This window comes from Vibrio sp. T13N, assembly GCF_032970445.1.
Classification (GTDB): domain Bacteria; phylum Pseudomonadota; class Gammaproteobacteria; order Enterobacterales; family Vibrionaceae; genus Vibrio; species Vibrio diabolicus.
The window spans coordinates 40,194-64,418 of record NZ_JAWJYE010000005.1 but is presented as its reverse complement, the minus strand read 5'-3'; the positions used below and the strand labels follow the sequence as shown (position 1 = coordinate 64,418).

The window sequence follows — 24,225 nt, the reverse complement described above, 5'->3', positions numbered from 1 at the left end:
ATGGTAACAAATACTCAATTGGTCGACTTACTTCACCAACTTGAAACGCAGCTTAAAGAACATAAGTTGTGGCAACACACTAGGCCTTCAGAGCAAGCCTTACAAAGCGTGGAGCCATTTGCGATTGATACGTTGCATCCTCATGAGTGGTTGCAGTGGATCTTTATAGACAGAATGCACGTGCTAGTGGAAAACAACCAACCATTGCCAAGAGGGTTTTCTCTCGAGCCCTATTTTTCAGAAGCGTGGAAGCAGGAACCGCAGTTCGCAGAGCTGCTTGTTACAATCCGAACCATTGACGAACTGTGTAAGTAAACGAATGCTAGAACAAGAAATAGCGCGATCTTCAGAACCAGTGGAACTGGAGATCGTTTATCAGGATGAATATTTTGTAGCGGTTAACAAGCCTGCCGGCATGCTGGTGCACCGCAGTTGGTTAGATAAACACGAAACTCAGTTTGTCATGCAAACTTTGCGCGACCAAATTGGTCAGCATGTGTTCCCATTGCATCGTCTGGATCGTCCAACATCTGGTGTGCTCGTGTTTGCTTTGTCGAGTGAAGTCGCGTCACAAGTCATGCCGATGTTTGCTGAACATAAAATGGAAAAGACATACCACGCAATAGTACGCGGTTGGATTGAGGAAGAGGGCGTCTTGGATTACGCGCTCAAAGTCGAGTTAGACAAGATTGCGGATAAGTTCGCTTCACAAGAAAAAGAAGCGCAAGAAGCGGTGACGGAATATAAACCGTTGGCTAAAGTGGAAGTTCCCTATTCGACGGGTAAATTTCCTACAACGCGTTATTGCTTAGTTGAGATGAAACCTAAAACGGGGCGTAAGCACCAACTTCGTCGTCATATGGCGCATCTACGCCATCCTATTGTGGGTGATACAACGCACGGAGACGGCAAGCACAACAAGCTTTATCGCACAGAGTTTGATTCTCATCGCTTGCTACTGCACGCTTCAGAGTTACGGTTTGTCCACCCATTTACCGATCAAGAGGTTGTCATGACTGCCAATATTGATGAGACTTGGCTGCAATTGTTTACTCGTTTTGAGTGGGATGAATCAATGATCAACCGATAATGGGATTAGTTAGATCTAGATAATGATTGAGTACAAATAAAAAGGGTTAGCATYRATGCTAACCCTTTTTTAATATTTAAGACTTAACGTTTTACTTTAGTTTTTCGAGATCCGCTTCGATCTCTGCGATCTTGCTCGAAACGACTTTTTCTAAATGACGAAGGTCTGAAAGAATTTTCTCTTTGACATCAACCTCAGGTTGTTTCGTTGGCTTAGTGATTTTATTCAGTTCATCAATGACCAATGTGAGGTTACGGTTGATTTCCGTTACTTCTTTATATTTGTGACTGCCACTGTCCACAAGAACATTTTTGATTTGGCGCGGGTATTTGAATTTAACGCTTTTGGCGAACAGCTCGCCTTTTTGCTTGTGGAAATAGATCTTGAGCACGTCTTTGTGTGCTTCTTGGCGTAGGGAATAACGTTCAATCTGCTTAGGGTCGTGAATACCCAAACCAGTGAGGTGGGGATACATAGGCTACCTCTATTACATCGAATTGATATTGATATAACTGTAGCAGCCTATGTATGAGCTAGATAGCTGATATTTAGCCAAAATGCTTAACTTGTGGGCAAGATCGCTCTCGCCCTGAACCGAAAAGATTGGCAGGTTTGATCTAAGCTGCGACCTCATCAGATAACTTTTCGATCAATCTCTCTCTTAGCTCATCTTGTTGTTCTTCACTTAATCTTCCCCCTGCATCACTGGTTAAAATAAACAAGTCTTCTGCTCGCTCACCAATGGTGGTGATTTTTGCACCATGAAGGTTGATATTTAAATCAGCAAACGTACGGCCTACTTTGGCCAACAGCCCTGGTGTGTCTAGCGCGACAAACTCCATCAACGTGTGTTTTTTACCTTTGGTTGGTAAGAAGTCGACTTTGGTTTTTACATTAAAGTGCTGAAGTTTGTTCGGAGTACGGCGTGTTTTAATCTTGGTTGGTCGGCCCGCCTCTAGTACATGGGTGAGGTGCTTAATCACCGCGGCGTGACGAGACTCATCGATCGCTTCGCCATGTTGATCGAGTACCATAAAGGTATCAATCACGTGCCCATCTTTGCTGGTCATTATTTGTGCGTCGTGTACATTAAAATTACGCCTATCTAACTCCGCCACGACCGTCGCAAATAAAGCAGGCTGGTCTTTCGTATATACAAACACCTCAGTGCCGCCACGAGTGGCTTTTTTACTGATCAAGACCAAAGGCTTAGTCGGATCTTCCATGCGAAGTAAGTGTTCGCAGTGCCACGCGATTTGCGTATGGGTATGACGAAGGAAATAGTCAGCTTTGAAGCGTTGCCACAATACTTCAATTTCGCGCGCGGCAAACCCCTCTTTGCGCAGCATTGCAGAGGCCATTTGTTGGTTGTGGCGAATTCGCTCACGCACATCGACAGGATTCTCTAACCCTCTACGTAAAGCACGTTGTGTGGAGTAATAAAGCTCTGCCAGTAAGGTTCGTTTCCAAGCATTCCAAAGTTCTGGGTTGGTTGCACAAATATCTGCAACTGTCAGGCACACAAGATAATCGAGAGATTCTTCGTCTCTGACTTTTTTGGCAAATTCGGTAATCACATCGGGATCATAAATGTCTCGGCGCTGTGCGGTGACGGACATTAATAGATGATGCCTTACCAACCAAGCGACAAGTTTGGCCTCGGGCTTTGATAAGCCATGCTCAATACAGAAGTCGTAAGCCTCACCTTCGCCTATAACAGAGTGATCGCCGCCACGTCCTTTACCGATATCGTGGAAAATAGCGGCAATAATCAGCAGCTCTTTCTTTTGCATCCGTGGGTAGACGTCACAACAAATAGGGTGCTTCGCATGATTGTCTGGGTCACTAAAGGTATTAATGTGTTTCAGTAAGCGAATACTGTGCTCATCAACCGTGTAGGCGTGGAATAAGTCAAACTGCATTTGACCAACAATTTGGCTCCATTGCGGTAAATAGGCCGCCATAACCCCCAATCTGTGCATCAGGCTGAATGCTTTATGCAGAGCATTAGGGTGACGACATAACGCCATGAACTTTTCACGCGCAGCAGGAATGGTGTGCAAAAATTTGTTGAGTCGACGGCGCGCGGTGCGCAGCTGACGTAGTGTTGGTGGGCTCACCCCTTCAATGGTTGAGTCGTTCGCGATATGTAAGAACATATCCAGAATAGTTTCTGGGCGAGCTTGAAACAATGCGGGTTTCCGCGCTTCAATCAAAGAGCCACGACGTTGGAAGTCGGCATCGAGAATCTCGGCACTTTCTGTCGCACCACCATTAATGATCGCTTGATCAAAAAGTTTGAGTAGCATTTTATTGAGCTCTGCCACACGACGAAGTGTGCGATAGAACTCTTTCATCATCATTTCTACGCCTCGGTTGCCTTCACCGACGTAGCCTAGATTTTCCGCAACTTGTGCTTGATGGGCAAAGGTTAAGCGGTTGTCATAGCGGCGAAGCTCCATGTGCAGAGCGAAACGCACTCGCCAAAGGAAGTCCTGACATTCAACCAATTCTCGGTATTCTGCGTCAGTTAAAAATCCATATCGGCTCATTTCCAGCAATGACGTGGCACCAAAGTGACGCCGGGCGACCCAGCTTAATGTATGAATATCGCGCAGCCCGCCAGGGGTCGACTTAATGTCTGGTTCTAAGTTGTAGGTCGTATCGTGGTAACGGGCATGGCGTTCTCGCTGCTCTTGAATTTTAGCGCGATAAAACGTTTCACTTGGCCAAAAGGAGTCTGATAACACGACTTTCTTCAGTGCCTGAAAGGTATCCTCGCTGCCACACATTAGACGCGCTTCTTGAAGGTTTGTCGCGACGGTCAGATCGGCTTTACCAATTTCCGCACATTCGTTAACGGTGCGAACAGCGTGTCCGACCTCGAGTTTTAAATCCCACAACAGCGTAATGAATTCGCTGATTTTTGCTTCTAGTGCGGTCGGCAGCTTATTGTTCGACAGAATCAAAATATCGATATCGGAGAGCGGATGCAGCTCGCCACGCCCATAGCCACCCACGGCAACTAGAGAAATGTTGTAAATATCTTTGAAGCCAAAATGTTGCCACAAACGATTCAGAAGCAGATCCATGTATTCTGCCCTGGCTAAAACCAAGCTTGTTACCGGATGATGATTGAGAAACTCTTGGTTTTGATCGGAGCTAAATTTCTCTAACTCTTGTTTGAGCTCTCCGATATTGATTTGTTCATCGGAAAAGGTAAGAGGGGACTGAAGTGTCATATTTGCCATCCGTGCAAGCTAATCTAGTTACAATCTAACAAATTTGTGGCAGATAAAAAATATCCCCGCCGAAGCAGGGATATAGTAAACAACGAGTGGTCGTTAGCTTTACGCGTTTTTCATTAGGCGAGGAATCGTATCGTCGCTACGAAGCGTCAGTACTTCACAACCTTCTTTTGTTACAACAATGGTATGTTCCCATTGCGCAGAGTTCTTGCCGTCGCCTGTGTAAACGGTCCAATCGTCTTGAGCGTCAACAGAGCAACCAAATTTACCTGCGTTAATCATCGGCTCAATAGTAAAGCACATGCCTTCTTTTAGTACGCGGCGGTCTTTGTTCTTGTAATGAACCACTTGTGGTTCTTCATGGAACTCATCGCCGATACCGTGGCCACAGAAGTCTTTCACAATAGAAAACTTGTTGCGAGGGTTGTTTTTGTTGTTCTCTTTGATGTATTTCTCGATAGCTGTACCGATGTCACCAACTGTTGAACCTGGCTTAACGGTACGCATACCAACATACAGTGCTTCTTGAGCAACCATACATAGACGTTTGTTTGCAGGTGAAACATCACCGACTAGGAACATCTTAGAAGTGTCACCATGGTAACCTTGAGGACGCACGCTCAGATCCGCATTTTCGTCATTTGGAACGATTACGGTAATATCAACGTTTAAGATGTCGCCATCTTTTAGTACCGCTGGCTTCATTTGACCGTTGCTACCGATTTCGTCTTTTTCTGCTGGAATACCGTGGCATACGATATGGTTGATTGAAGTACAAATCGACTTAGGGAAACCATGGTAATCAAGCGGAGCAGAGTATGCGCCTTTTTCTAGAGCGTACTCATGACAGATTTTGTTCAACTCTTCTGTCGTCACACCAACTTTGATGTGAGGTTCGATCATTTCTAGAATCTCTGCGGCCAGCTTGCCCGCAATGCGCATGCGTTCTATTTCTTCAGCAGTTTTAATCTTGATTGACATTGGCTTTCTCTACTTATTCCTAAGCACGTAAACGTGCGAATGGCCGCATTCTATCAGACATCGGGGCGTTAACCCAAGTTAGATAGGAATATGCATCATTCTTAATTCGATCGTATGTTTAAAGTTTTGCTTATAAATAGGAGAAAGTGGCACGGTGAAGAAATAATTTTTACTAGCCACAGTGAGCTAAAATATGGTATAAAGCGCGCCGGAATAGAGGACTGTTCTCTTCGTTTAGCAAAGCTAAGCGGCGAAGCAAGCTTCATCCGAATAACCTTTTATCTTTAAATCACACACATTCCGTCACATATTCCGGGGTGCTGAGCAGAAGCTTGGTCGGAGTTATGGGGAATGTGGAGGCCTAACCCCATAGAGGAATTTAAAATGGCAACTGTATCAATGCGCGATATGCTAAAAGCTGGTGTTCACTTCGGTCACCAGACTCGTTACTGGAACCCAAAAATGAAGCCATTCATCTTTGGCGCTCGTAACAAAGTTCATATCATCAACCTAGAAAAAACTGTACCAATGTTCAACGACGCTCTAGCTGAACTAGCTAAAGTTGGCGAGAAGAAAGGTAAAGTTCTATTCGTAGGTACTAAGCGCGCTGCATCTGAAGCTGTTAAAGAAGCTGCAATCGCAAGCAACCAGTTTTACGTAAACAACCGCTGGTTAGGCGGTATGCTTACAAACTACAAAACAGTTCGTCAGTCTATCAAGCGTCTAAAAGATCTAGAGACTCAATCTCAAGACGGTACTTTTGACAAACTAACTAAGAAAGAAGCTCTAATGCGTACTCGCGAAATGGAGAAGCTAGAGAAATCTCTTGGTGGTATCAAAGACATGGGCGGCCTACCAGACGCTCTATTCGTAATCGACGCTGATCACGAACACATTGCAATTAAAGAAGCTAACAACCTAGGTATTCCAGTATACGCTGTGGTAGATACTAACTCTAACCCAGACGGCGTTGACTACGTAATCCCAGGTAACGACGACGCGATCCGCGCTGTACAGCTATACCTGAACGCTGCTGCTTCAGCAGTATCTGAAGGTCGTAACAAAGACGTAGCTGCAGTTGCTGAAAAAGACGGTTTCGTAGAAGCTGAATAATAGCGGCTCTGTGTCACACTTGGTCTATGTGAAACCTTTGTGTAGCATAAACTAAGTTATAGTTAGCAATGGGGGCCGACAATGTTAGGCCCCTGTTTTTTACCTTATTTCGAATCAAACGAGGAATACAGAATGGCAACTGTAACTGCTGCTCTAGTTAAAGAACTTCGCGAGCGTACTGGCGCTGGCATGATGGAATGTAAGAAAGCGCTTGTAGAAGCAAACGCTGACATCGAACTAGCAATTGAAAACATGCGTAAATCTGGCGCAGCGAAAGCAGCTAAGAAAGCTGGTAACGTTGCAGCTGAAGGCGCAATCATCATCAAAGAAGAAAACGGCGTTGCTGTTCTTCTTGAAGTTAACTGCCAAACTGACTTCGTTGCTAAAGACGGTAACTTCACTGCATTCGCAGAAGAAGTTGCAGCTGCAGCTCTAGCTTCAAAAGCGACTGTTGAAGAGCTACAAGCACAATTCGAAGACGCACGTGTAGCTCTTGTAGCTAAAATCGGTGAAAACATCACTATCCGTCGCGTAGAATACGTTCAAGGCACTGCAATTGCTTCTTACCGTCACGGTGAGAAAATCGGTGTTGTTGTTGCTGGTGAAGGCGACGCAGAAACTCTTAAGCACGTTGCAATGCACGTTGCTGCTTCTAAGCCTGAGTTCGTTAACCCAGAAGACGTACCAGCTGACGTAGTAGAAAAAGAGAAAGCGGTTCAAGTTGAAATCGCAATGAACGAAGGCAAGCCTGCTGAAATCGCTGAGAAGATGGTTGTTGGCCGCATGAAGAAATTCACTGGCGAGATCTCTCTAACAGGTCAAGCTTTCATCATGGAACCTAAGAAAACTGTAGGTGAAATGCTGAAAGAAAAAGGCGCTTCAGTTTCTACATTCGTTCGCCTAGAAGTAGGTGAAGGTATCGAGAAGAAAGAAGAAATGAGCTTCGCTGAAGAAGTTGCTGCAGCTCAAAAAGGTTAATCCTTAGAGACTGTATAAAGATTAGACCGTAGCCTTGGCTGCGGTCTTTTTATGAGCAGTGAACGATTAGCCGTGATGAATAGCCATAACTGAATTTGTGTCTATTCATGACTGTTAATCAACAACTCTCTTTGGAAGGTAAACTCCATGACTACGAACCCTAAACCAGCGTATCAACGTATTCTATTAAAACTGAGTGGTGAAGCTCTTCAAGGTGAAGACGGTTTTGGTATTGATCCTGCGGTCCTTGATCGCATGGCACAAGAAGTTAAAGAACTGGTTGAACTGGGTGTTCAGGTTGGTGTAGTTATCGGTGGCGGTAACTTGTTCCGTGGTGCAGGCCTTGCTGAAGCTGGTATGAACCGCGTAGTTGGTGACCACATGGGTATGCTTGCTACAGTAATGAATGGCCTAGCGATGCGCGATGCTCTTCACCGCGCATACGTGAATGCGCGCGTTATGTCTGCCATACCTCTAAAAGGCGTATGTGACGACTATAATTGGGCTGATGCGATCCGTGAGCTTCGCCAAGGCCGTGTTGTCATCTTCTCTGCTGGTACGGGTAACCCGTTCTTTACAACGGATTCTGCTGCTTGCCTACGTGGTATTGAAATCGAAGCGGATGTTGTACTAAAAGCGACGAAAGTTGATGGTGTATTTACTGCTGACCCTGTAGCAAACCCAGACGCAGAGCTGTATGATAAGCTATCTTACGCAGAAGTTCTGGATAAAGAGCTGAAAGTGATGGACTTGGCGGCGTTTACGCTAGCTCGTGACCACAAAATGCCAATCCGCGTATTTAACATGAACAAGCCAGGCGCACTACGTCGCGTGGTTATGGGCGAAGCAGAAGGCACGCTAATCAACGAATAAGCTTGTCCCAAGGTGCCACCCAAAGCGTTAGGGTGGCGTTTGCTTTGCTCAACCGTTTTAGGCTTTCTTCAGGAAAGATGACATTTTTAAGGTGAAACTGTGATTAACGAAATCAAAAAAGACGCGCAAGAGCGCATGGATAAAAGCGTTGAAGCGCTTAAGAACAACCTTTCTAAAATTCGTACAGGTCGTGCACACCCAAGCCTACTATCTGGTATTTCTGTAGAATACTACGGTGCAGCAACACCTCTAAACCAAGTAGCAAACGTTATTGCTGAAGATGCACGTACACTTGCAATCACGGTTTTCGATAAAGAGCTGACTCCGAAAGTAGAAAAAGCGATCATGACGTCTGATCTTGGTCTAAATCCTATGTCTGCTGGTACTATCATCCGTGTTCCACTTCCACCACTAACGGAAGAGCGTCGTAAAGACCTAGTTAAGATTGTTCGTGGTGAAGCTGAAGGTGGTCGTGTTGCTGTTCGTAACATCCGTCGTGACGCAAACAACGATCTAAAAGCGCTTCTAAAAGATAAAGAAATCTCTGAAGATGAAGATCGTAAAGCACAAGACGAAATTCAAAAACTAACTGACGTTGCAGTTAAGAAGATCGATGAAGTTCTTGCTGCAAAAGAAAAAGAGTTGATGGAAGTTTAATACTCCCACACACATCACTGTTGGAAAACGCTGTGCTCACAGCTCAGCGTTTTTTTATGTTAGTCTATCCAACTGATGGAACTCAATTAACTCCCTATGCAAAATTCTCAAGCCTTCTCTGATTCCCTTCCTAAGCATATTGCCATCATTATGGACGGTAATGGCCGTTGGGCTAAGTCCAAAGGAAAACCTCGCGTATTTGGTCACAAAAAAGGCGTTAATGCCGTTCGTAAGACCGTGGCTGCTGCTTCAAAGCTTGGCATTAAAGCCATGACGCTGTTTGCTTTTAGTAGTGAAAACTGGCGTCGTCCGGAGGAAGAAGTGGGTCTTTTGATGGAACTGTTTATCACGGTCCTGTCTAGTGAAGTAAAAAAACTACACAAAAATAATTTACGGTTGCGCGTGATCGGTGATACCAGTCGATTTAGTGAGCGTCTACAAAAGAAGATTGTAGAAGCTGAAAATCTAACGGCAGGTAACACGGGGATGGTGATCAACATTGCAGCCAATTATGGCGGTAAGTGGGACATCACAGAAGCGGCCAAAACGTTAGCGTTAAAAGCACGTAACGGTGAGATTCGTGTAGAGGATATCAATGAGCAGCTAATCACTGAGCATTTGACCATGGCAGACTTACCTGAAGTGGATCTTTTGATTCGTACCAGTGGAGAGTGTCGCATCAGCAACTTTATGTTGTGGCAAATGGCTTATGCAGAAATGTACTTTACACCCGAGTATTGGCCGGAATTCGACGAAGACAGCTTAGTTGAAGCTGTAACTTGGTTTATCAATCGAGAACGTCGTTTTGGCTGTACAGGTGAACAAATAAAGGCATTGATGGCAGCTCAATAAGGACTAGTTAGTTTGAAACAGAGAATAATAACAGCACTAATTTTAGCTCCCCTGGTTATTTTAGGCATTTTTAAATTACCCCTAATGGGCTTTATTGCCGCTTTAACTGCAATTACCCTATTAGGTTTTTGGGAGTGGACTCAATTTACAGGAAGCAACTCTCGCTTTGCTGCCCTCGTTCCGGCAGTCATTGTTACCGGACTTAGTTTTCTATATATTTCGCCTGACGCACATAGCCTCAACCATTTAGCAACGCCTCATTATGTTGTGCTGGGCCTTGGTTTTGTTTGGTGGATTATTGCTAGCTTAATGGCGATTACTTATCCCAAAACAACGAAATCTTGGCAAAATAATTTTGTTTTACGCCATGTGTTTGGTTTTCTGACATTAATTCCATTCCTTTGGAGTGTAGTTATTCTTAGAGCTCATGACATTACGGTAGATCCATACCACGGAGCAAAGCTCGTGTTATACGTTTGTTTCTTGGTATGGGCTGCAGATAGCGGTGCTTACTTTGCAGGCAAAAGCTTAGGCAAACGTAAAATGGCGCCACATGTCAGTCCGAATAAAACCATTGAAGGGCTTATTGGCGGCATTATCACGGCATTGATCGTGGCGTGGGCATTTGCTGATTGGTTTGATATTCAGTTCTCCAGTCCTGTCCATATGGTGTTGATTACGTTGGTTACTGTTGTTATATCAGTGCTCGGCGATCTGGTGGAAAGTATGTTCAAGCGTGTCTCAGGCATTAAAGACAGCAGCAACATTATCCCAGGACATGGCGGTGTGCTCGATCGTATTGACAGCCTAACCGCAGCATTCCCAGTTTTTGCTCTTCTTTACTACGTATTCTAATTTATCAGGAGCGGCATTGTCGCTCCTGAGCTTTCTAACGGTCTTACAACATGCAAAAGTTAACGATTCTTGGTGCTACTGGATCTATTGGTGCAAGCACGCTTAAAGTGGTCGAACAAAACCCAGAGCTGTTTTCTGTCGTTGCCTTAGCGGCAAGCACCAACGTTGAAAAGATGATCGGGCTATGTCGTCAGTGGCAACCTAAATACGCGGTAATGGCGGACAAAGCCGCAGCGATTCAACTCCAATCTGAGTTACATTTGGTTTCGCCAAACACCGAAGTATTAGGTGGTGTGGATGCTCTATGCCATATTGCTTCATTGGACGAAGTTGACAGTGTGATGGCTGCTATTGTCGGAGCGGCTGGTCTACTGCCTACCATGGCTGCTGTGAAAGCTGGTAAGCGAGTATTGTTGGCAAATAAAGAAGCACTGGTCATGTCAGGCCAGTTATTTATTGATGCCGTAGAAGAGTTTGGTGCGGAGCTACTTCCCGTCGATAGTGAACACAATGCTATTTTCCAGTGCTTACCACAGCAAGTACAAACCAATTTAGGTCGTTGTAATTTACAAGAACATGGCATTTCTCATATTTTGCTGACTGGTTCTGGTGGTCCTTTCCGTTACACTGACATCGCAGAACTGGAAAAGGTGACTCCTGAACAGGCGATCGCCCATCCAAACTGGTCGATGGGACCAAAGATTTCCGTTGACTCAGCCACGATGATGAACAAAGGCTTAGAGTATATCGAAGCTAAATGGTTGTTTAATGCGGCTCGCGAGCAGCTAAAGGTTATTATTCATCCGCAGTCTGTTATTCATTCAATGGTTCAATACCGCGATGGTTCGGTTTTGGCACAAATGGGTGAGCCGGATATGGCGACTCCTATTGCACTGACTATGTCATACCCATCAAGGGTTGAAGCTGGGGTTAAGCCACTAGACTTCACGCAAATTGGCGAATTGACGTTTTTGCAACCTGATTTTGCTCGTTACCCATGTCTAAAACTAGCAATTGACGCTTGTTATGAAGGTCAACATGCAACAACGGCACTGAATGCAGCGAATGAAGTCGCTGTTGATGCATTTTTAAATAACAGCCTAGGTTTTACGGATATCGCTCGCATCAATGAGTCTGTGTTGAATAAAATCAATGCAAGCTGCAAAGCTGAGAATGCGAATAGCTTGGAAAGCTTGTTAGAGCTAGATAGAATGGCACGAACTATTGCCCTAGAAACCATACGCGAGCGTATCTGATGACTGGTATATTGTGGAATCTCATTTCTTTTATCGTCGCACTGGGCATTCTTGTCGCTGTGCACGAGTTTGGGCACTTTTGGGTTGCTCGCCGTTGCGGCGTGAAAGTTGAAAAGTTTTCAATCGGTTTCGGTAAGTCTATCTGGAGTAAGGTAGGCAAAGACGGAACGGAGTACAGCATCTCAATGATCCCTCTCGGCGGCTATGTAAAAATGGTTGATAGCCGTGTTGATGAGGTGCCAGAACATGAGAAGCACTTAGCGTTTGATAAGAAGCCGCTATGGAAGCGAACCTCTATTGTTGCGGCAGGCCCTATCTTTAACTTCCTTTTCGCAATTTTCGCCTATTGGCTCGTATTTCTTATTGGTATCCCAGCAGTTAAGCCAGTAATTGGTGAAGTTACGCCCAATTCGATCGTCGCAGAAGCCGGAATTGAATCAGGAATGGAACTTAAATCGATATCTGGTATCAAAACTCCGGATTGGGAATCGGTAAATATGGGATTGATTTCTCATATTGGCGATGATTTGATGACAGTAACACTGACGTCAGCGAATGAAGTTGGTTCAGAAGTAACGAAAACGCTCGATCTGCGCGAATGGGAGTTCGACCCTGAAACTCAGTCTGCGATGCAGTCATTAGGTTTTGCGCCGTATACACCGGAGGTGTATCGCGTTATCGAACAGGTTTCGCAAGGTGGAGCGGCGGAAAAAGCAGGTGTGCTTCCAGGTGATGAGATTGTCGCTATTGGTGAACAACGCGTCGCGGAGTGGAAGCAAGTTGTTGAAGCGGTTCGCTCTAATCCTGATACACCGATTGAATTAACGGTATTGCGTCAGGGCTATGAGCAAACATTAACGCTGACGCCAGGTAGCCGTGAGCTAGCTAACAAAGAAGTCGTTGGTTTTGCAGGTATTGCACCTAAAGTCGCAGAATGGCCAGAAAGTTATCGCTTCGACCTTCAGTTTGGTGTATTCGAGTCAGTAGGTAAGGCGGTAGACAAAACCGGCCAAGTCATTGGCTTGACAATCAGCATGCTTAAGAAACTGATTGTTGGTGACGTTGGTCTGAATAATCTGAGTGGTCCAATATCAATAGCCAAAGGCGCAGGTGCGACGGCTGATTATGGCTTGGTCTACTTTTTAGGTTTTCTCGCTCTAATTAGTGTTAACCTAGGTATTATTAATCTCGTTCCTTTACCAATGTTGGATGGCGGTCATTTGTTGTTTTTTGCAATTGAAGCAGTCATTCGACGTCCCGTTCCTGAGAGAGTGCAGGAAATGGGTTTTAGAATTGGTGGTGCGATCATCTTCTCGCTCATGGCGTTAGCGCTATTTAATGATTTTACTCGTCTGTGATAGTTCAGAGACAAAAGCAGTAGCAAGGAATAATTAGAACAAGTATGGCGATTAAGCGAATTCTATTTGCAAGTTTACTGGCGACCAGTGTATCTGCAAATGGAGCAGAGAACTTCGTAGTTCAAGATATTGAAATCGATGGATTGCAGCGTGTAGCACTGGGTGCTGCGTTGTTGAAAATGCCTGTACGTGTCGGTGATACCATTGGCCAAGGCGATGTTGCAGAGATTATCCGTGCACTGTATGCATCTGGTAACTTTGAAGATGTGAAAGTGTTACGTGACGGCGGCGTTCTGATGGTTCAAGTCAAAGAACGTCCTACCATTGCCAGCATCTCATTTTCTGGTAACAAAGCAATCAAGGACGAGCAGCTACAAGAAAACCTGAACGCATCTGGCGTTCGTGAAGGCGAAGCGCTTGACCGCACCACGCTAAGCAACATTGAAAAAGGCTTAGAAGACTTTTACTACAGCGTAGGTAAATACAACGCCACAGTAAAAGCTGTGGTGACTCCACTGCCACGTAACCGTTCTGACCTAAAGTTTGTCTTTACTGAAGGCGTGTCGGCAAAAATTCAGCAAATCAATTTTATCGGCAATGAAGTTTTCAGCGATGAGGACCTTCTTTCTCGTTTTAACTTGAATGTTGATGTGCCGTGGTGGAATTTCCTGTCTGACGAAAAGTACCAAAAACAAGTGCTTGCAGGTGATATTGAAGCGCTCAAATCATTCTATCTGGACCGCGGTTACTTAAAATTTAACGTTGATTCGACACAAGTTGCAATCTCTCCTGACAAGAAAGGGGTATACATTACTCTTGGCTTAGAAGAGGGAGAGGTTTATACCGTCAAGGATGTAAAGTTCCGTGGTGATTTGATTGGTGAGGAAGCGACGTTCGAACGACTTGTACCATTTGAAGACAATGAGACGTACAACGGCTCGTTGGTCACTTCAATGGAAGAGGGTATTAAACGTGTGCTTGGTGAGTCCGGCTACGCTTATCCTCAAGTGAATACCATTCCTGAGTTTGACGATGAGAATCAAGAAGTATCTTTGGTCGTTAACGTCGATCCAGGTAACCGAATTTACGTTCGTGATATCCGCTTCACGGGTAACAACTCAACCAAAGATGAAGTCCTTCGTCGTGAAATGCGTCAGATGGAAGGCAGTTGGTTAAACTCGAAATCGATTGAAACGGGTAAAACTCGTCTAAACCGTTTGGGCTACTTTGAAAATGTTGAAGTACAGACGGTTCGAGTTCCTGGTAGTGATGATCAAGTTGACCTAGTTTACTCTGTCAAAGAAGCGAACTCTGGTAGCGTTAACTTCGGTGTTGGCTACGGTACAGAATCGGGAGTGAGCTTCCAGGTTGGCCTGCAACAAGATAACTTTATTGGTAGCGGTAACCGTGTTGGTATCAACGCGATGATGAATGACTACCAGAAAAACATCAGTCTAGATTACCGAGACCCGTACTGGAACTTAGACGGTGTTAGCTTAGGTGGTAAGGTCTTCTACAACGAATTTGAAGCGAAAGAAGCTAATATCGTTGACTATACCAACGAAAGCTATGGTGCGAGCTTAACGTGGGGCTTCCCATTCGATGAGCTGAACCGTTTTGAATTCGGTGTCGGTTATACGCACAACAAGATCGGTAACTTATCGCCTTACTTGCAGGTAGAGCAGTTCTTACGAGCACAAGCAGACAACATTGATTCTAGTGGAGCGTTGAACACGAACGACTTCGATTTCAATATCTCTTGGACACGTAATAACTTAAACCGTGGCTACTTCCCTACGGCAGGTAACCATCAGCGTGCATTCTATAAAATGACCGTACCTGGCTCTGACGTTCAATACTTCAAAATGCAGTACGATGTTCGTCAGTATGTGCCATTGACTAAAAAGCACGAGTTTACCCTCTTGTTCCGTGGCCGCTTAGGTTACGGTAATGGTTACGGTCAAACAGATGGTAACGATAACTTGTTCCCATTCTACGAAAACTACTACGCAGGTGGCTTTACATCGCTTCGTGGCTTTGGCTCAAACTCTGTTGGTCCTAAAGCGGTTTACCGTGATACATCTGGTTCAAACAATGGCGCAGATACAGCAACAGATGACTCTGTTGGTGGTAACGCCGTAGCGCTAGCAAGTGTTGAGTTGATTGTCCCAACACCATTTGCATCAGAAGAAGTACAAAACCAAATTCGTACCAGTATCTTCTTTGATATGGCAAGTGTTTGGGATACGGAGTTTGACTACCGCGATTCAGGTGCGGAATATGGTGACCGTTACTACTACGATTACTCAGATCCAACCAACTACCGCTCTTCTTACGGTGCGGCGTTGCAGTGGATGTCTCCAATGGGGCCACTAGTATTCTCACTAGCGAAACCAATTAAGAAATTTGATGGCGATGATGAAGAGTTCTTCACATTCACTATCGGTAGAACTTTCTAAAGAGGAAAATATTTTGAATAAAATGATCAAAGCGGCTGGGATTGGCCTTCTTGTACTGAGCTCTTCAATGTTTGCAAATGCGGCAGAAGCTGCACAGAAAATTGCTTACGTAAATACAGCTCAAGTTTTCCAAGCTCTTCCTCAACGTGAAGTTGTACTACAAAAAATGCAAAAAGACTTCAAAAGCAAAGCTGATGAACTGAAGTCAATCCAAGCACAAGCTAAAACAAAGATCGAAAAGCTACAACGTGACGGCGAGCTTTTGGGTCAAGACGAAGTTGAAAAGCTACGTATCGATATCGCGAAGCTAGACAGCGAGTACAAAGTGAAAGCACAAGCACTTGAAAAAGCAAGTGCGCGTCGTGAAGCTGAAGAAAAAGCGAAGCTTTTCAAAACGATTCAAGATGCAGTTAAGAAAGTCGCAGACAAAAATGGTTACGATCTTGTGATTGATATCTCTGCTTTGCAGTACGGCAAGCCAGAATACAATATTTCTGAAGACGTAATTAAAGCTCTAAAATAAGAAGTTATGAAGACATTAACATTAGCCGAATTGGCGACAATTACCGGGGGTGAGCTGTTTGGTGACGAGTCTCTCGTTGTAAGCCGTGTTGCCCCAATGGATAAAGCACAAGAAGGCGACGTAACCTTCTTGTCTAACCCAAAATACGCAAAACACCTTTCTGAGTGCCAAGCTACCGTTGTTATGGTAAAGGCTGAGCATAAAGAGCAATGCGGTGGAAATGCGCTAGTGGTTTCAGACCCTTATGTCGCATTTGCTCGTGTGGTCCAAGCGATGGATACCACACCAAAACCGGCAGACGATATTGCACCAAGTGCTGTGATTGCCGCTGACGTTAAGATGGGTGAGAACGTTACAATCGGCGCTAACGCCGTGATTGAAACGGGCGTGGAACTCGGCGACAACGTAAGCGTTGGCGCTGGTTGTTTTATCGGTAAGAACGCCAAGCTAGGGAATAACACCAAGCTTTGGGCTAATGTCACTATCTATCATGAAGTGTCATTGGGTGATGACTGTCTTGTTCAATCGGGCACCGTCATTGGCTCTGATGGCTTCGGTTATGCGAATGACAAAGGCGAGTGGATTAAAATTCCTCAGCTTGGTTCAGTGCGTATCGGTAACCGCGTTGAGATTGGTGCTTGTACTACGATTGACCGCGGTGCACTCGAAGATACTATCATTGAAGACAATGTCATTCTGGATAACCAACTTCAAATCGCGCACAACGTGCAGATCGGATATGGTACCGTGATGCCTGGTGGTACTATTGTCGCGGGCAGTACAAAAATTGGTAAGTACTGCCAGATTGGCGGCGCGTCTGTTCTGAATGGCCATATCACTATCGCAGATGGTGTGGCGATTACAGGTATGGGCATGGTAATGCGCAGTATCGAAGAAAAAGGCCTTTACTCATCAGGTATTCCACTACAAACGAACAGAGAGTGGCGTAAAACTGCAACTCGAGTTCACCGTATTGATGAGATGAATAAGCGCCTAAAAGCGGTTGAAAAACAACTGGAACAGAAAGAAGAAAGTTAGAACAAGTTATCTTTCGCTCTGTATTTAACGTGAAAGCTAACAGGCTCTAGTTCCATATTCTGTACGAAGACTCGCGAAATGCGGGTCTTTTTCTTCTATAATGACGCGCTCTAAGTAGATTTAACTCCAAGATGGTGCGTATTTTGCTAGTATATTGCAAAGCGATTCGGCTTTACGACCTGTTGCCACGTTTGCCATCTTGGCGGCAAAAAATTGATATAGGAAGACGACTTTGACTACTGAAAAGAAAACGATGAACATCTCTGAAATTCAAGAGCTACTACCTCATCGCTACCCATTCTTATTGATCGACCGAGTGATAGACTTCCAAGAAGAGAAGTACCTTCACGCGATTAAAAACGTGTCGGTTAACGAACCTCAGTTCACAGGTCACTTTCCTCAACTACCAGTATTCCCAGGTGTTTTGATTTTAGAAGCAATGGCTCAGGCAACAGGCTTACTTGCATTTAAATCATTTGGTGCACCAACAGAAAATGAACTGTACTACTTTGCAAGCGTAGACGGCGCGAAATTCCGTAAACCAGTGGTTCCGGGCGACCAATTGGTTATTGAGGTAGAATTTCTGAAAGAACGTCGCGGCATTGCTGCATTTAGCGGTGTAGCAAAAGTTGACGGCGAAGTGGTATGTTCTGCAGAACTGAAGTGTGCTCGTCGAGAGTTTTAATATGATTCATGAAACCGCTAAAATCCACCCGGCAGCGGTGGTAGAAGAGGGTGCCAAAATTGGTGCTAACGTAACGGTAGGTCCTTTTACGTACATCACCTCTACGGTTGAAATTGGTGAAGGCACAGAAGTGATGTCTCACGTTGTGATCAAAGGTCACACGACTATTGGCAAAGATAACCGTATTTTCCCGCATGCTGTCATTGGCGAAGAAAACCAAGACAAAAAATACGGTGGTGAAGACACAACTGTGGTTATCGGTGATCGTAACGTCATTCGTGAAGCGGTCCAAGTTCACCGCGGCACAGTGCAAGACAAAGCAACCACGATCATTGGTGATGACAACTTATTATGTGTGAATGCACACATTGCGCACGATGTTGTTATTGGTAACCATACTCATATCGGTAATAACTCGATTCTTGGTGGTCACGTTACTGTTGAAGATTATGCCGGTGTGATGGCACTGTCTGCGATTCATCCGTTTTGTACAGTGGGCGCCTACGCGTACATTGGCGGCTGCTCAGCAGTGGTGCAAGATGTCCCAGCTTACGTACTCGCGCAAGGTAACCACGCGACTCCTTTCGGCTTGAACCTTGTTGGCTTGAAGCGTAACGGCTTTGAGAAACCAGAGATTCGTGCGCTGCAAAAAGCGTATAAAGAAATCTATCGTTCAGGTAAGACGCTAGAAGAAGTGAAGCCTATTCTGGTTGAAATTGCTCAAGAGTGGCCGGCTGTGAAGCGTTTCTCAGATATCCTGGAAACGACGGAACGTGGCATTATTCGTTAATTGGCGAATGAACCAATAAATAAAAAGATCGTGACCGAATTTGAGGTTACGATCTTTTTGTGTTTTATGGATAAGGCAAACCGTTATCCATAGCGCACAGGAAAAATAGCGAAGTAGATATGGAAAGACCATTACGTATTGGCATCATTGCCGGAGAATTGTCTGGCGATACGCTAGGTGAAGGCTTTATCAAAGCAGTAAAGCAGCAATATCCAGACGCTGAGTTCGTAGGCATTGGCGGTCCGAAAATGATAGCCCAAGGTTGCGAGTCTCTGTTTGATATGGAAGAGCTTGCGGTGATGGGATTAGTCGAGGTTTTAGGCCGCTTACCGAGACTTCTTAAAGTGAAAGCTGAGCTCGTTCAGTATTTTACTCAGAATCCGCCTGATGTTTTCATCGGGATCGATGCTCCTGACTTCAACTTACGCCTGGAGCTTGACCTCAAGCAAGCGGGCATTAAAACCGTTCATTACGTGAGTCCGTCTGTTTGGGCTTGGCGTCAGAAGCGCATCTTTAAAATAGAAGCGGCAACGAACTTGGTGTTAGCATTTCTTCCTTTTGAAAAAGCGTTCTACGACAAATTTAATGTACCTTGCGAGTTCATTGGTCATACCTTGGCTGATTCCATCCCACTAGAATCAGAACAAGCGCCTGCACGTGAGTTGCTTGGTTTAGAACAAGATAAAAAGTGGCTTGCTGTCCTGCCAGGCAGTCGTGGTAGCGAGTTAAAAATGCTCTCTGAGCCATTTATTGAAACCTGCAAGTTACTCCATAAAAAATTTCCAGAACTGGGGTTTGTTGTCGCGCTTGTTAATCAAAAACGCCGTGAGCAGTTTGAACAAGCCTGGAAAGAACTCGCACCAGAGTTGGACTTCAAGTTAGTTGATGACACCGCACGCAACGTCATCACCGCATCCGATGCCGTGATGCTGGCCTCTGGTACCGTAGCGTTGGAGTGTATGCTTCTCAAGCGTCCAATGGTGGTGGGTTATCGTGTGAATGCATTTACCGCTTTCTTAGCTAAACGTCTATTGAAAACGAAGTATGTGTCATTGCCGAATATCTTGGCGGATGATGAGCTCGTCAAAGAATATCTACAAGATGAGTGCACACCAGACAATTTGTTTACTGAGGTTTCTCGCTTATTGGAAAGCGACAATAAACCGATGTTAGATAAGTTTACGGAAATGCATCATTGGATCCGTAAAGATGCGGATCAACAAGCCGCAAACGCGGTTCTAAAATTGATTGAGAAATAGAGATTTATCATGGCTGTTAAACCAAAAGCGACCAAAACCAAAGTTGAACTCCCTCCGTTTGAATATCCACAAGGTTATCAGTTTGTGGCCGGAGTCGACGAGGTAGGACGTGGCCCTTTGGTGGGAGACGTCGTCACCGCTGCGGTTATCCTTGATCCTAACAATCCTATTGAAGGTTTGAACGATTCGAAAAAATTGACCGAAAAGAAACGCATGGCGCTGCTTCCTGAAATTAAAGAAAAAGCATTGGCTTGGGCGGTCGGGCGCTGTTCTCCTGAAGAAATCGATCAACTGAATATTTTGCAGGCGACTATGGTTGCGATGCAGCGTGCAGTGGCGGGGTTAAAGGTTCAACCTGATTTGGTGTTGATTGATGGTAACCGTTGTCCAGAGCTGCCAATGGATGCTCAAGCTGTAGTAAAAGGCGATCTACGCGTTGCCGAAATCAGTGCGGCTTCCATTATTGCCAAAGTCGTGCGTGACCAAGAGATGGAAGAGTTGGATAAACTTCATCCACAATTTGGCTTCGCGAAGCACAAAGGTTATCCAACTAAAGCGCACTTTGAAGCGATTGAGCAATACGGAGTGATCAGTGAACACCGCAAGAGTTTCAAGCCAGTAAAAAAAGCTTTAGGCATAGAATAATCAAACGATCTAATTGGTGTTATAAACCCAACCTCTTTAGGTTAGAATCCCCAACAAAATAGAGTTACACGGTACCTGTTAATGTCAGATCCCAAATTCATCCACCTGCGTGTTCATAGTGACTTCTCGATGGTGGATGGCCTCAACAAAGTTCCGCCAATCGTAAAGAAAGTTGCTGAACTCGGTATGCCCGCAATGGCGTTGACCGACTTTACCAACCTATGTGGTTTGGTGAAGTTTTACGGTACGGCACATAGCAGTGGTGTTAAACCGATCATCGGTGCTGACTTTAAAATGCAGTCGGACGAGTTTGGTGAAGAGCTGACTCAAGTGACTTTGCTTGCGGCGGATAATGTAGGTTATAAGAACCTGACGTTATTGATATCAAAAGCGTACTTACGTGGACATGTTCAACACCACCCGGTGATTGATAAAGCCTGGTTGGCTGAAATGTCTGAAGGCTTGATTGTATTATCCGGCGGTAAAAGCGGGGAAATTGGTCGCGGCCTTTTGAAAGGCAACCGTCAAATAGTGCAAGGGTGTGTTGATTTTTATAAACAGCATTTTCCAGATCGCTTTTATCTTGAGTTACTTCGTACCGGTCGTCCAGATGAAGAAACTTATCTTCACTTTGCAGTTGAATTGGCAGAGCAGCAAGACTTGCCAGTAGTGGCGACCAATGAAGTTGTATTCCTGAGTCCAGACCTATTTGATGCTCATGAAATACGCGTAGCGATTCACGATGGTTACACATTAGAAGATCCGCGTAGGCCAAAAAACTACAGTCCGCAGCAATATCTTCGTACAGAAGAAGAAATGTGCGAGCTGTTTGCTGATATTCCTGAAGCGTTAGAAAACAGTGTCGAGATAGCGAAACGTTGTAACGTGACTGTGCGCTTAGGGGAGTACTTCCTACCAGCCTTCCCAACTGAAGGGATGAAAGAGACTGAGTTCTTAGTCATGAAATCCCGAGAGGGCTTGGAAGAGCGTTTAGAGTTCCTATTTCCAGATGAGGAAGAGAGGAAACGTCGTCGCCCTGAATATGATGAACGTCTTCAGATAGAGCTAGATGTTATCAACCAAATGGGATTCCCTGGTTACTTCTTGATCGTAATGGAGTTCATCCAGTGGTCAAAAGATAATGGAATTCCTGTAGGTCCTGGACGTGGTTCCGGTGCCGGCTCTTTGGTGGCTTACGCATTAAAAATCACCGACCTGGATCCATTAGAATACGACTTGCTGTTCGAACGTTTCTTGAACCCAGAACGTGTCTCGATGCCCGATTTCGACGTCGATTTCTGTATGGATAAACGTGACCAGGTTATTGACCACGTTGCGGAAATGTACGGTCGTGACGCGGTGTCTCAGATCATCACGTTTGGTACCATGGCGGCAAAAGCGGTAATCCGTGACGTTGGCCGCGTATTGGGTCATCCATTTGGTTTTGTTGATCGTATTTCAAAGCTGATCCCGCCCGATCCAGGCATGACGCTAGATAAGGCGTTTAAAGCTGAACCTGCACTACCTGAATTGTATGAGGCCGATGAGGAAGTTAAAGAACTCATCGACATGTGTCATATTTTGGAAGGCTGTACGCGAAACGCCGGTAAACACGCTGGTGGTGTTGTAATTTCACCTACAACAATTACCGATTTTGCGCCAATTTATGCAGACGCTGAAGGTCACTTTCCGGTTACTCAATTTGATAAAAACGATGTTGAGACCGCTGGCCTAGTTAAGTTTGACTTCTTGGGTTTACGTACCTTAACCATTATTGACTGGGCGTTAGGGCTGATTAACCCACGTCTAGAGCGAGAAGGTAAAGAACCGGTTCAAATTGAATCCATACCGTTAGAAGACCCAGCCTCTTTCCGTTTGTTGCAAAACTCTGAAACGACAGCAGTATTCCAGCTTGAATCTCGAGGTATGAAAGAGCTGATCAAGCGACTTCAGCCAGACTGTTTCGAAGACATTATCGCATTGGTAGCACTCTTCCGTCCGGGTCCTTTGCAATCGGGCATGGTAGATAACTTTATCGACCGTAAACATGGTCGAGAGGCGATCTCTTATCCAGATGAAAAGTGGCAACACGAGTCGCTAAAAGAGACGCTTGATCCAACCTACGGCATCATCCTGTACCAAGAGCAGGTAATGCAGATTGCACAGATCTTAGCGGGTTACACGCTAGGTGGTGCGGACATGCTCCGTCGTGCAATGGGTAAGAAAAAGCCAGAAGAGATGGCAAAACAACGTGCTATCTTTGAAGAAGGTGCGATAAAGAACGGTATCGATGGCGAGTTGGCGATGAAAATCTTCGACTTGGTAGAGAAGTTCGCTGGTTATGGTTTTAACAAATCGCACTCTGCTGCTTATGCATTGGTTTCTTATCAGACTCTTTGGCTGAAAACCCATTATCCTGCCGAATTTATGGCCGCGGTAATGACAGCTGATATGGATAACACGGAAAAAGTCGTTGGCTTGGTCGATGAGTGTTTCCGTATGAAGCTCACCGTGCTGCCACCAGACATCAACTCTGGCCTATATCGCTTTAATGTTGATGAAAATGGCGCAATTGTTTACGGTATTGGTGCGATAAAAGGGGTAGGTGAAGGCCCTATCGATGCGATTCTTGAGGCGAGAAATAAAGGTGGTCACTTTAAAGACCTATTTGATTTCTGTGCTCGAGTTGATCTAAAACGCGTCAATAAACGAGTGATAGAGAAGCTGATTTACGCGGGCGCGTTGGATCGACTGGGCCCACACCGTGCGGCGATGATGGCGTCACTCAATGATGCTGTAAAAGCAGCAAGTCAACATCACCAAGCTGAGGCGTTTGGTCAAACGGATATGTTTGGTGTGTTAACGGATGCGCCTGAAGAAGTAGAGCATAAGTATACGCAGGTTCCGCCTTGGCCAGAAAAAGTGTGGTTAGAGGGCGAGCGTGATACCCTAGGTCTATATTTGACAGGGCACCCAATTAACGCCTACGTAAAGGAACTAAACAAATACACCAGTTGTCGACTAAAAGACGCAACGCCAACGCGTCGCGACCAATCTGTCACGGTGGCAGGTCTGGTTATTGCAGCTCGTGTAATGACGACTAAGCGTGGTACACGAATTGGCATTATGACACTGGATGACCGAAGTGGTCGCATGGAAGTGATGTTGTTCTCAGATGCACTGGATCGATACGCTGAACTTCTCGAAAAAGACAGAATTTTGGTCGTTTCTGGACAGGTCAGCTTTGATGACTTCAACGGTGGCCTTAAAATGTCGGCGCGTGAAGTTATGGATCTCGGCAGTGCACGCGAGAAATACGCTCGTGGTTTGTCGGTATCGATAGATGCAACTCAGATCAACGATCAGTTTTTTGAGCAGTTCAGCCGTATTTTAGAACCGCACAAAGCCGGAACCGTACCCGTCAATGTATACTACCAGCGTGCCGACGCCAGAGCGCGGTTAACATTGGGCACCGAGTGGCGAGTAACGCCAAGTGATACATTACTCGACGATTTAAAACAGTTACTTGGCAAAAGCCAGGTAGAACTCGAATTTAACTAAAAAT

At 45.2% G+C, this 24,225-nt stretch carries 21 protein-coding genes; 18 read left to right on the top strand and 3 right to left on the bottom strand.

The features are described from left to right. Positions 1-315, top strand: coding sequence for a YqcC family protein (locus tag R2S67_RS09775; RefSeq protein ID WP_005391784.1), 315 nt, complete (start codon positions 1-3; stop codon positions 313-315). A 4-nt stretch (positions 316-319) separates the two neighbouring features. Next, on the top strand, positions 320-1,090 hold the full coding sequence (gene truC, locus R2S67_RS09770) for a tRNA pseudouridine(65) synthase TruC (protein WP_237284067.1): 771 nt from the start codon (positions 320-322) through the stop codon (positions 1,088-1,090). A 91-nt stretch (positions 1,091-1,181) separates the two neighbouring features. Here truC and R2S67_RS09765 read toward each other — a convergent pair whose 3' ends face one another. From R2S67_RS09765 to map, 3 genes are all read right to left on the bottom strand, one after another. Beyond that, complete coding sequence (locus R2S67_RS09765; RefSeq protein ID WP_005380322.1) at positions 1,182-1,565, bottom strand: DUF3461 family protein; 384 nt, start codon at positions 1,563-1,565, stop codon at positions 1,182-1,184. Positions 1,566-1,707: 142 nt separating this feature from the next. Next, complete coding sequence (glnD, locus tag R2S67_RS09760; protein WP_317343528.1) at positions 1,708-4,332, bottom strand: bifunctional uridylyltransferase/uridylyl-removing protein GlnD; 2,625 nt, start codon at positions 4,330-4,332, stop codon at positions 1,708-1,710. A 108-nt stretch (positions 4,333-4,440) separates the two neighbouring features. Then, entirely contained in the window at positions 4,441-5,319 is an 879-nt protein-coding gene (map, locus tag R2S67_RS09755) for a type I methionyl aminopeptidase (protein WP_005380326.1), read from the bottom strand. A 384-nt stretch (positions 5,320-5,703) separates the two neighbouring features. Between map and rpsB the strand changes: the two genes are divergently transcribed. The 16 genes from rpsB (at position 5,704) to dnaE (ending at position 24,221) form a co-directional block, all read left to right on the top strand. After that, positions 5,704-6,432 carry a 30S ribosomal protein S2 gene (gene rpsB / locus R2S67_RS09750; protein WP_012841501.1) on the top strand — a complete coding sequence of 243 codons (729 nt, stop codon included), beginning with the start codon at positions 5,704-5,706 and terminating at the stop codon, positions 6,430-6,432. A 132-nt stretch (positions 6,433-6,564) separates the two neighbouring features. After that, positions 6,565-7,410, top strand: coding sequence for a translation elongation factor Ts (tsf, locus tag R2S67_RS09745; protein ID WP_012841502.1), 846 nt, complete (start codon positions 6,565-6,567; stop codon positions 7,408-7,410). 147 nt (positions 7,411-7,557) lie between these two features. Next, a complete protein-coding gene (gene pyrH, locus R2S67_RS09740) occupies positions 7,558-8,283 on the top strand; it encodes a UMP kinase (protein ID WP_005380329.1) in 726 nt (241 codons plus the stop codon). A 99-nt stretch (positions 8,284-8,382) separates the two neighbouring features. Beyond that, positions 8,383-8,940: a ribosome recycling factor gene (frr, locus tag R2S67_RS09735; protein WP_005380330.1), complete on the top strand. Its 558-nt coding sequence runs from the start codon at positions 8,383-8,385 to the stop codon at positions 8,938-8,940. A 96-nt stretch (positions 8,941-9,036) separates the two neighbouring features. Further along, the gene (locus R2S67_RS09730) at positions 9,037-9,792 is read left to right on the top strand and encodes an isoprenyl transferase (protein WP_006741661.1); all 756 of its coding nucleotides are present in this window, start codon (positions 9,037-9,039) and stop codon (positions 9,790-9,792) included. Positions 9,793-9,804: 12 nt separating this feature from the next. Next, positions 9,805-10,647, top strand: a complete 843-nt coding sequence (locus R2S67_RS09725; RefSeq protein WP_048625888.1) for a phosphatidate cytidylyltransferase — start codon at positions 9,805-9,807, stop codon at positions 10,645-10,647. Between the two features lie 50 nt (positions 10,648-10,697). Continuing rightward, positions 10,698-11,903 carry a 1-deoxy-D-xylulose-5-phosphate reductoisomerase gene (gene ispC / locus R2S67_RS09720; RefSeq protein WP_047008882.1) on the top strand — a complete coding sequence of 402 codons (1,206 nt, stop codon included), beginning with the start codon at positions 10,698-10,700 and terminating at the stop codon, positions 11,901-11,903. Next, positions 11,903-13,261, top strand: a complete 1,359-nt coding sequence (gene rseP, locus R2S67_RS09715) for a sigma E protease regulator RseP (protein ID WP_317343523.1) — start codon at positions 11,903-11,905, stop codon at positions 13,259-13,261. Before ispC ends, rseP begins: the two co-directional genes overlap by 1 nt. A 44-nt stretch (positions 13,262-13,305) precedes the next feature. After that, positions 13,306-15,720 (top strand): outer membrane protein assembly factor BamA, encoded by a 2,415-nt coding sequence (bamA, locus tag R2S67_RS09710; protein WP_006741664.1) that lies wholly within the window; start codon positions 13,306-13,308, stop codon positions 15,718-15,720. Between the two features lie 13 nt (positions 15,721-15,733). Further along, on the top strand, positions 15,734-16,243 hold the full coding sequence (locus R2S67_RS09705) for an OmpH family outer membrane protein (RefSeq protein ID WP_005391804.1): 510 nt from the start codon (positions 15,734-15,736) through the stop codon (positions 16,241-16,243). A gap of 6 nt (positions 16,244-16,249) precedes the next feature. Next, the gene (lpxD, locus tag R2S67_RS09700) at positions 16,250-17,281 is read left to right on the top strand and encodes a UDP-3-O-(3-hydroxymyristoyl)glucosamine N-acyltransferase (RefSeq protein WP_317343522.1); all 1,032 of its coding nucleotides are present in this window, start codon (positions 16,250-16,252) and stop codon (positions 17,279-17,281) included. A 232-nt stretch (positions 17,282-17,513) separates the two neighbouring features. Continuing rightward, on the top strand, positions 17,514-17,966 hold the full coding sequence (fabZ, locus tag R2S67_RS09695) for a 3-hydroxyacyl-ACP dehydratase FabZ (protein ID WP_005380349.1): 453 nt from the start codon (positions 17,514-17,516) through the stop codon (positions 17,964-17,966). A 1-nt stretch (position 17,967) separates the two neighbouring features. Then, on the top strand, positions 17,968-18,756 hold the full coding sequence (gene lpxA / locus R2S67_RS09690; RefSeq protein WP_317343521.1) for an acyl-ACP--UDP-N-acetylglucosamine O-acyltransferase: 789 nt from the start codon (positions 17,968-17,970) through the stop codon (positions 18,754-18,756). 119 nt (positions 18,757-18,875) lie between these two features. Continuing rightward, positions 18,876-20,015 (top strand): lipid-A-disaccharide synthase, encoded by a 1,140-nt coding sequence (gene lpxB, locus R2S67_RS09685; protein WP_006741666.1) that lies wholly within the window; start codon positions 18,876-18,878, stop codon positions 20,013-20,015. Positions 20,016-20,024: 9 nt separating this feature from the next. Continuing rightward, complete coding sequence (gene rnhB, locus R2S67_RS09680; protein ID WP_046875505.1) at positions 20,025-20,660, top strand: ribonuclease HII; 636 nt, start codon at positions 20,025-20,027, stop codon at positions 20,658-20,660. Between the two features lie 81 nt (positions 20,661-20,741). Beyond that, the gene (gene dnaE, locus R2S67_RS09675) at positions 20,742-24,221 is read left to right on the top strand and encodes a DNA polymerase III subunit alpha (protein ID WP_047008875.1); all 3,480 of its coding nucleotides are present in this window, start codon (positions 20,742-20,744) and stop codon (positions 24,219-24,221) included. The last annotated feature ends 4 nt before the right edge of the window (positions 24,222-24,225 follow it).

What these genes read in the sequence shown, in the direction of transcription:
- lpxA (WP_317343521.1), top strand. Translation starts at nt 17,968, where the DNA reads ATGATTCATGAAACCGCTAAAATCCACCCGGCAGCGGTGGTAGAAGAG.
- map (WP_005380326.1), bottom strand. Translation starts at nt 5,319, where the DNA reads ATGTCAATCAAGATTAAAACTGCTGAAGAAATAGAACGCATGCGCATT.
- rnhB (WP_046875505.1), top strand. Translation starts at nt 20,025, where the DNA reads ATGGCTGTTAAACCAAAAGCGACCAAAACCAAAGTTGAACTCCCTCCG.
- lpxD (WP_317343522.1), top strand. Translation starts at nt 16,250, where the DNA reads ATGAAGACATTAACATTAGCCGAATTGGCGACAATTACCGGGGGTGAG.
- dnaE (WP_047008875.1), top strand. Translation starts at nt 20,742, where the DNA reads ATGTCAGATCCCAAATTCATCCACCTGCGTGTTCATAGTGACTTCTCG.
- truC (WP_237284067.1), top strand. Translation starts at nt 320, where the DNA reads ATGCTAGAACAAGAAATAGCGCGATCTTCAGAACCAGTGGAACTGGAG.
- rseP (WP_317343523.1), top strand. Translation starts at nt 11,903, where the DNA reads ATGACTGGTATATTGTGGAATCTCATTTCTTTTATCGTCGCACTGGGC.
- pyrH (WP_005380329.1), top strand. Translation starts at nt 7,558, where the DNA reads ATGACTACGAACCCTAAACCAGCGTATCAACGTATTCTATTAAAACTG.
- lpxB (WP_006741666.1), top strand. Translation starts at nt 18,876, where the DNA reads ATGGAAAGACCATTACGTATTGGCATCATTGCCGGAGAATTGTCTGGC.
- R2S67_RS09730 (WP_006741661.1), top strand. Translation starts at nt 9,037, where the DNA reads ATGCAAAATTCTCAAGCCTTCTCTGATTCCCTTCCTAAGCATATTGCC.
- R2S67_RS09775 (WP_005391784.1), top strand. Translation starts at nt 1, where the DNA reads ATGGTAACAAATACTCAATTGGTCGACTTACTTCACCAACTTGAAACG.
- bamA (WP_006741664.1), top strand. Translation starts at nt 13,306, where the DNA reads ATGGCGATTAAGCGAATTCTATTTGCAAGTTTACTGGCGACCAGTGTA.
- tsf (WP_012841502.1), top strand. Translation starts at nt 6,565, where the DNA reads ATGGCAACTGTAACTGCTGCTCTAGTTAAAGAACTTCGCGAGCGTACT.
- rpsB (WP_012841501.1), top strand. Translation starts at nt 5,704, where the DNA reads ATGGCAACTGTATCAATGCGCGATATGCTAAAAGCTGGTGTTCACTTC.
- R2S67_RS09765 (WP_005380322.1), bottom strand. Translation starts at nt 1,565, where the DNA reads ATGTATCCCCACCTCACTGGTTTGGGTATTCACGACCCTAAGCAGATT.
- glnD (WP_317343528.1), bottom strand. Translation starts at nt 4,332, where the DNA reads ATGACACTTCAGTCCCCTCTTACCTTTTCCGATGAACAAATCAATATC.
- ispC (WP_047008882.1), top strand. Translation starts at nt 10,698, where the DNA reads ATGCAAAAGTTAACGATTCTTGGTGCTACTGGATCTATTGGTGCAAGC.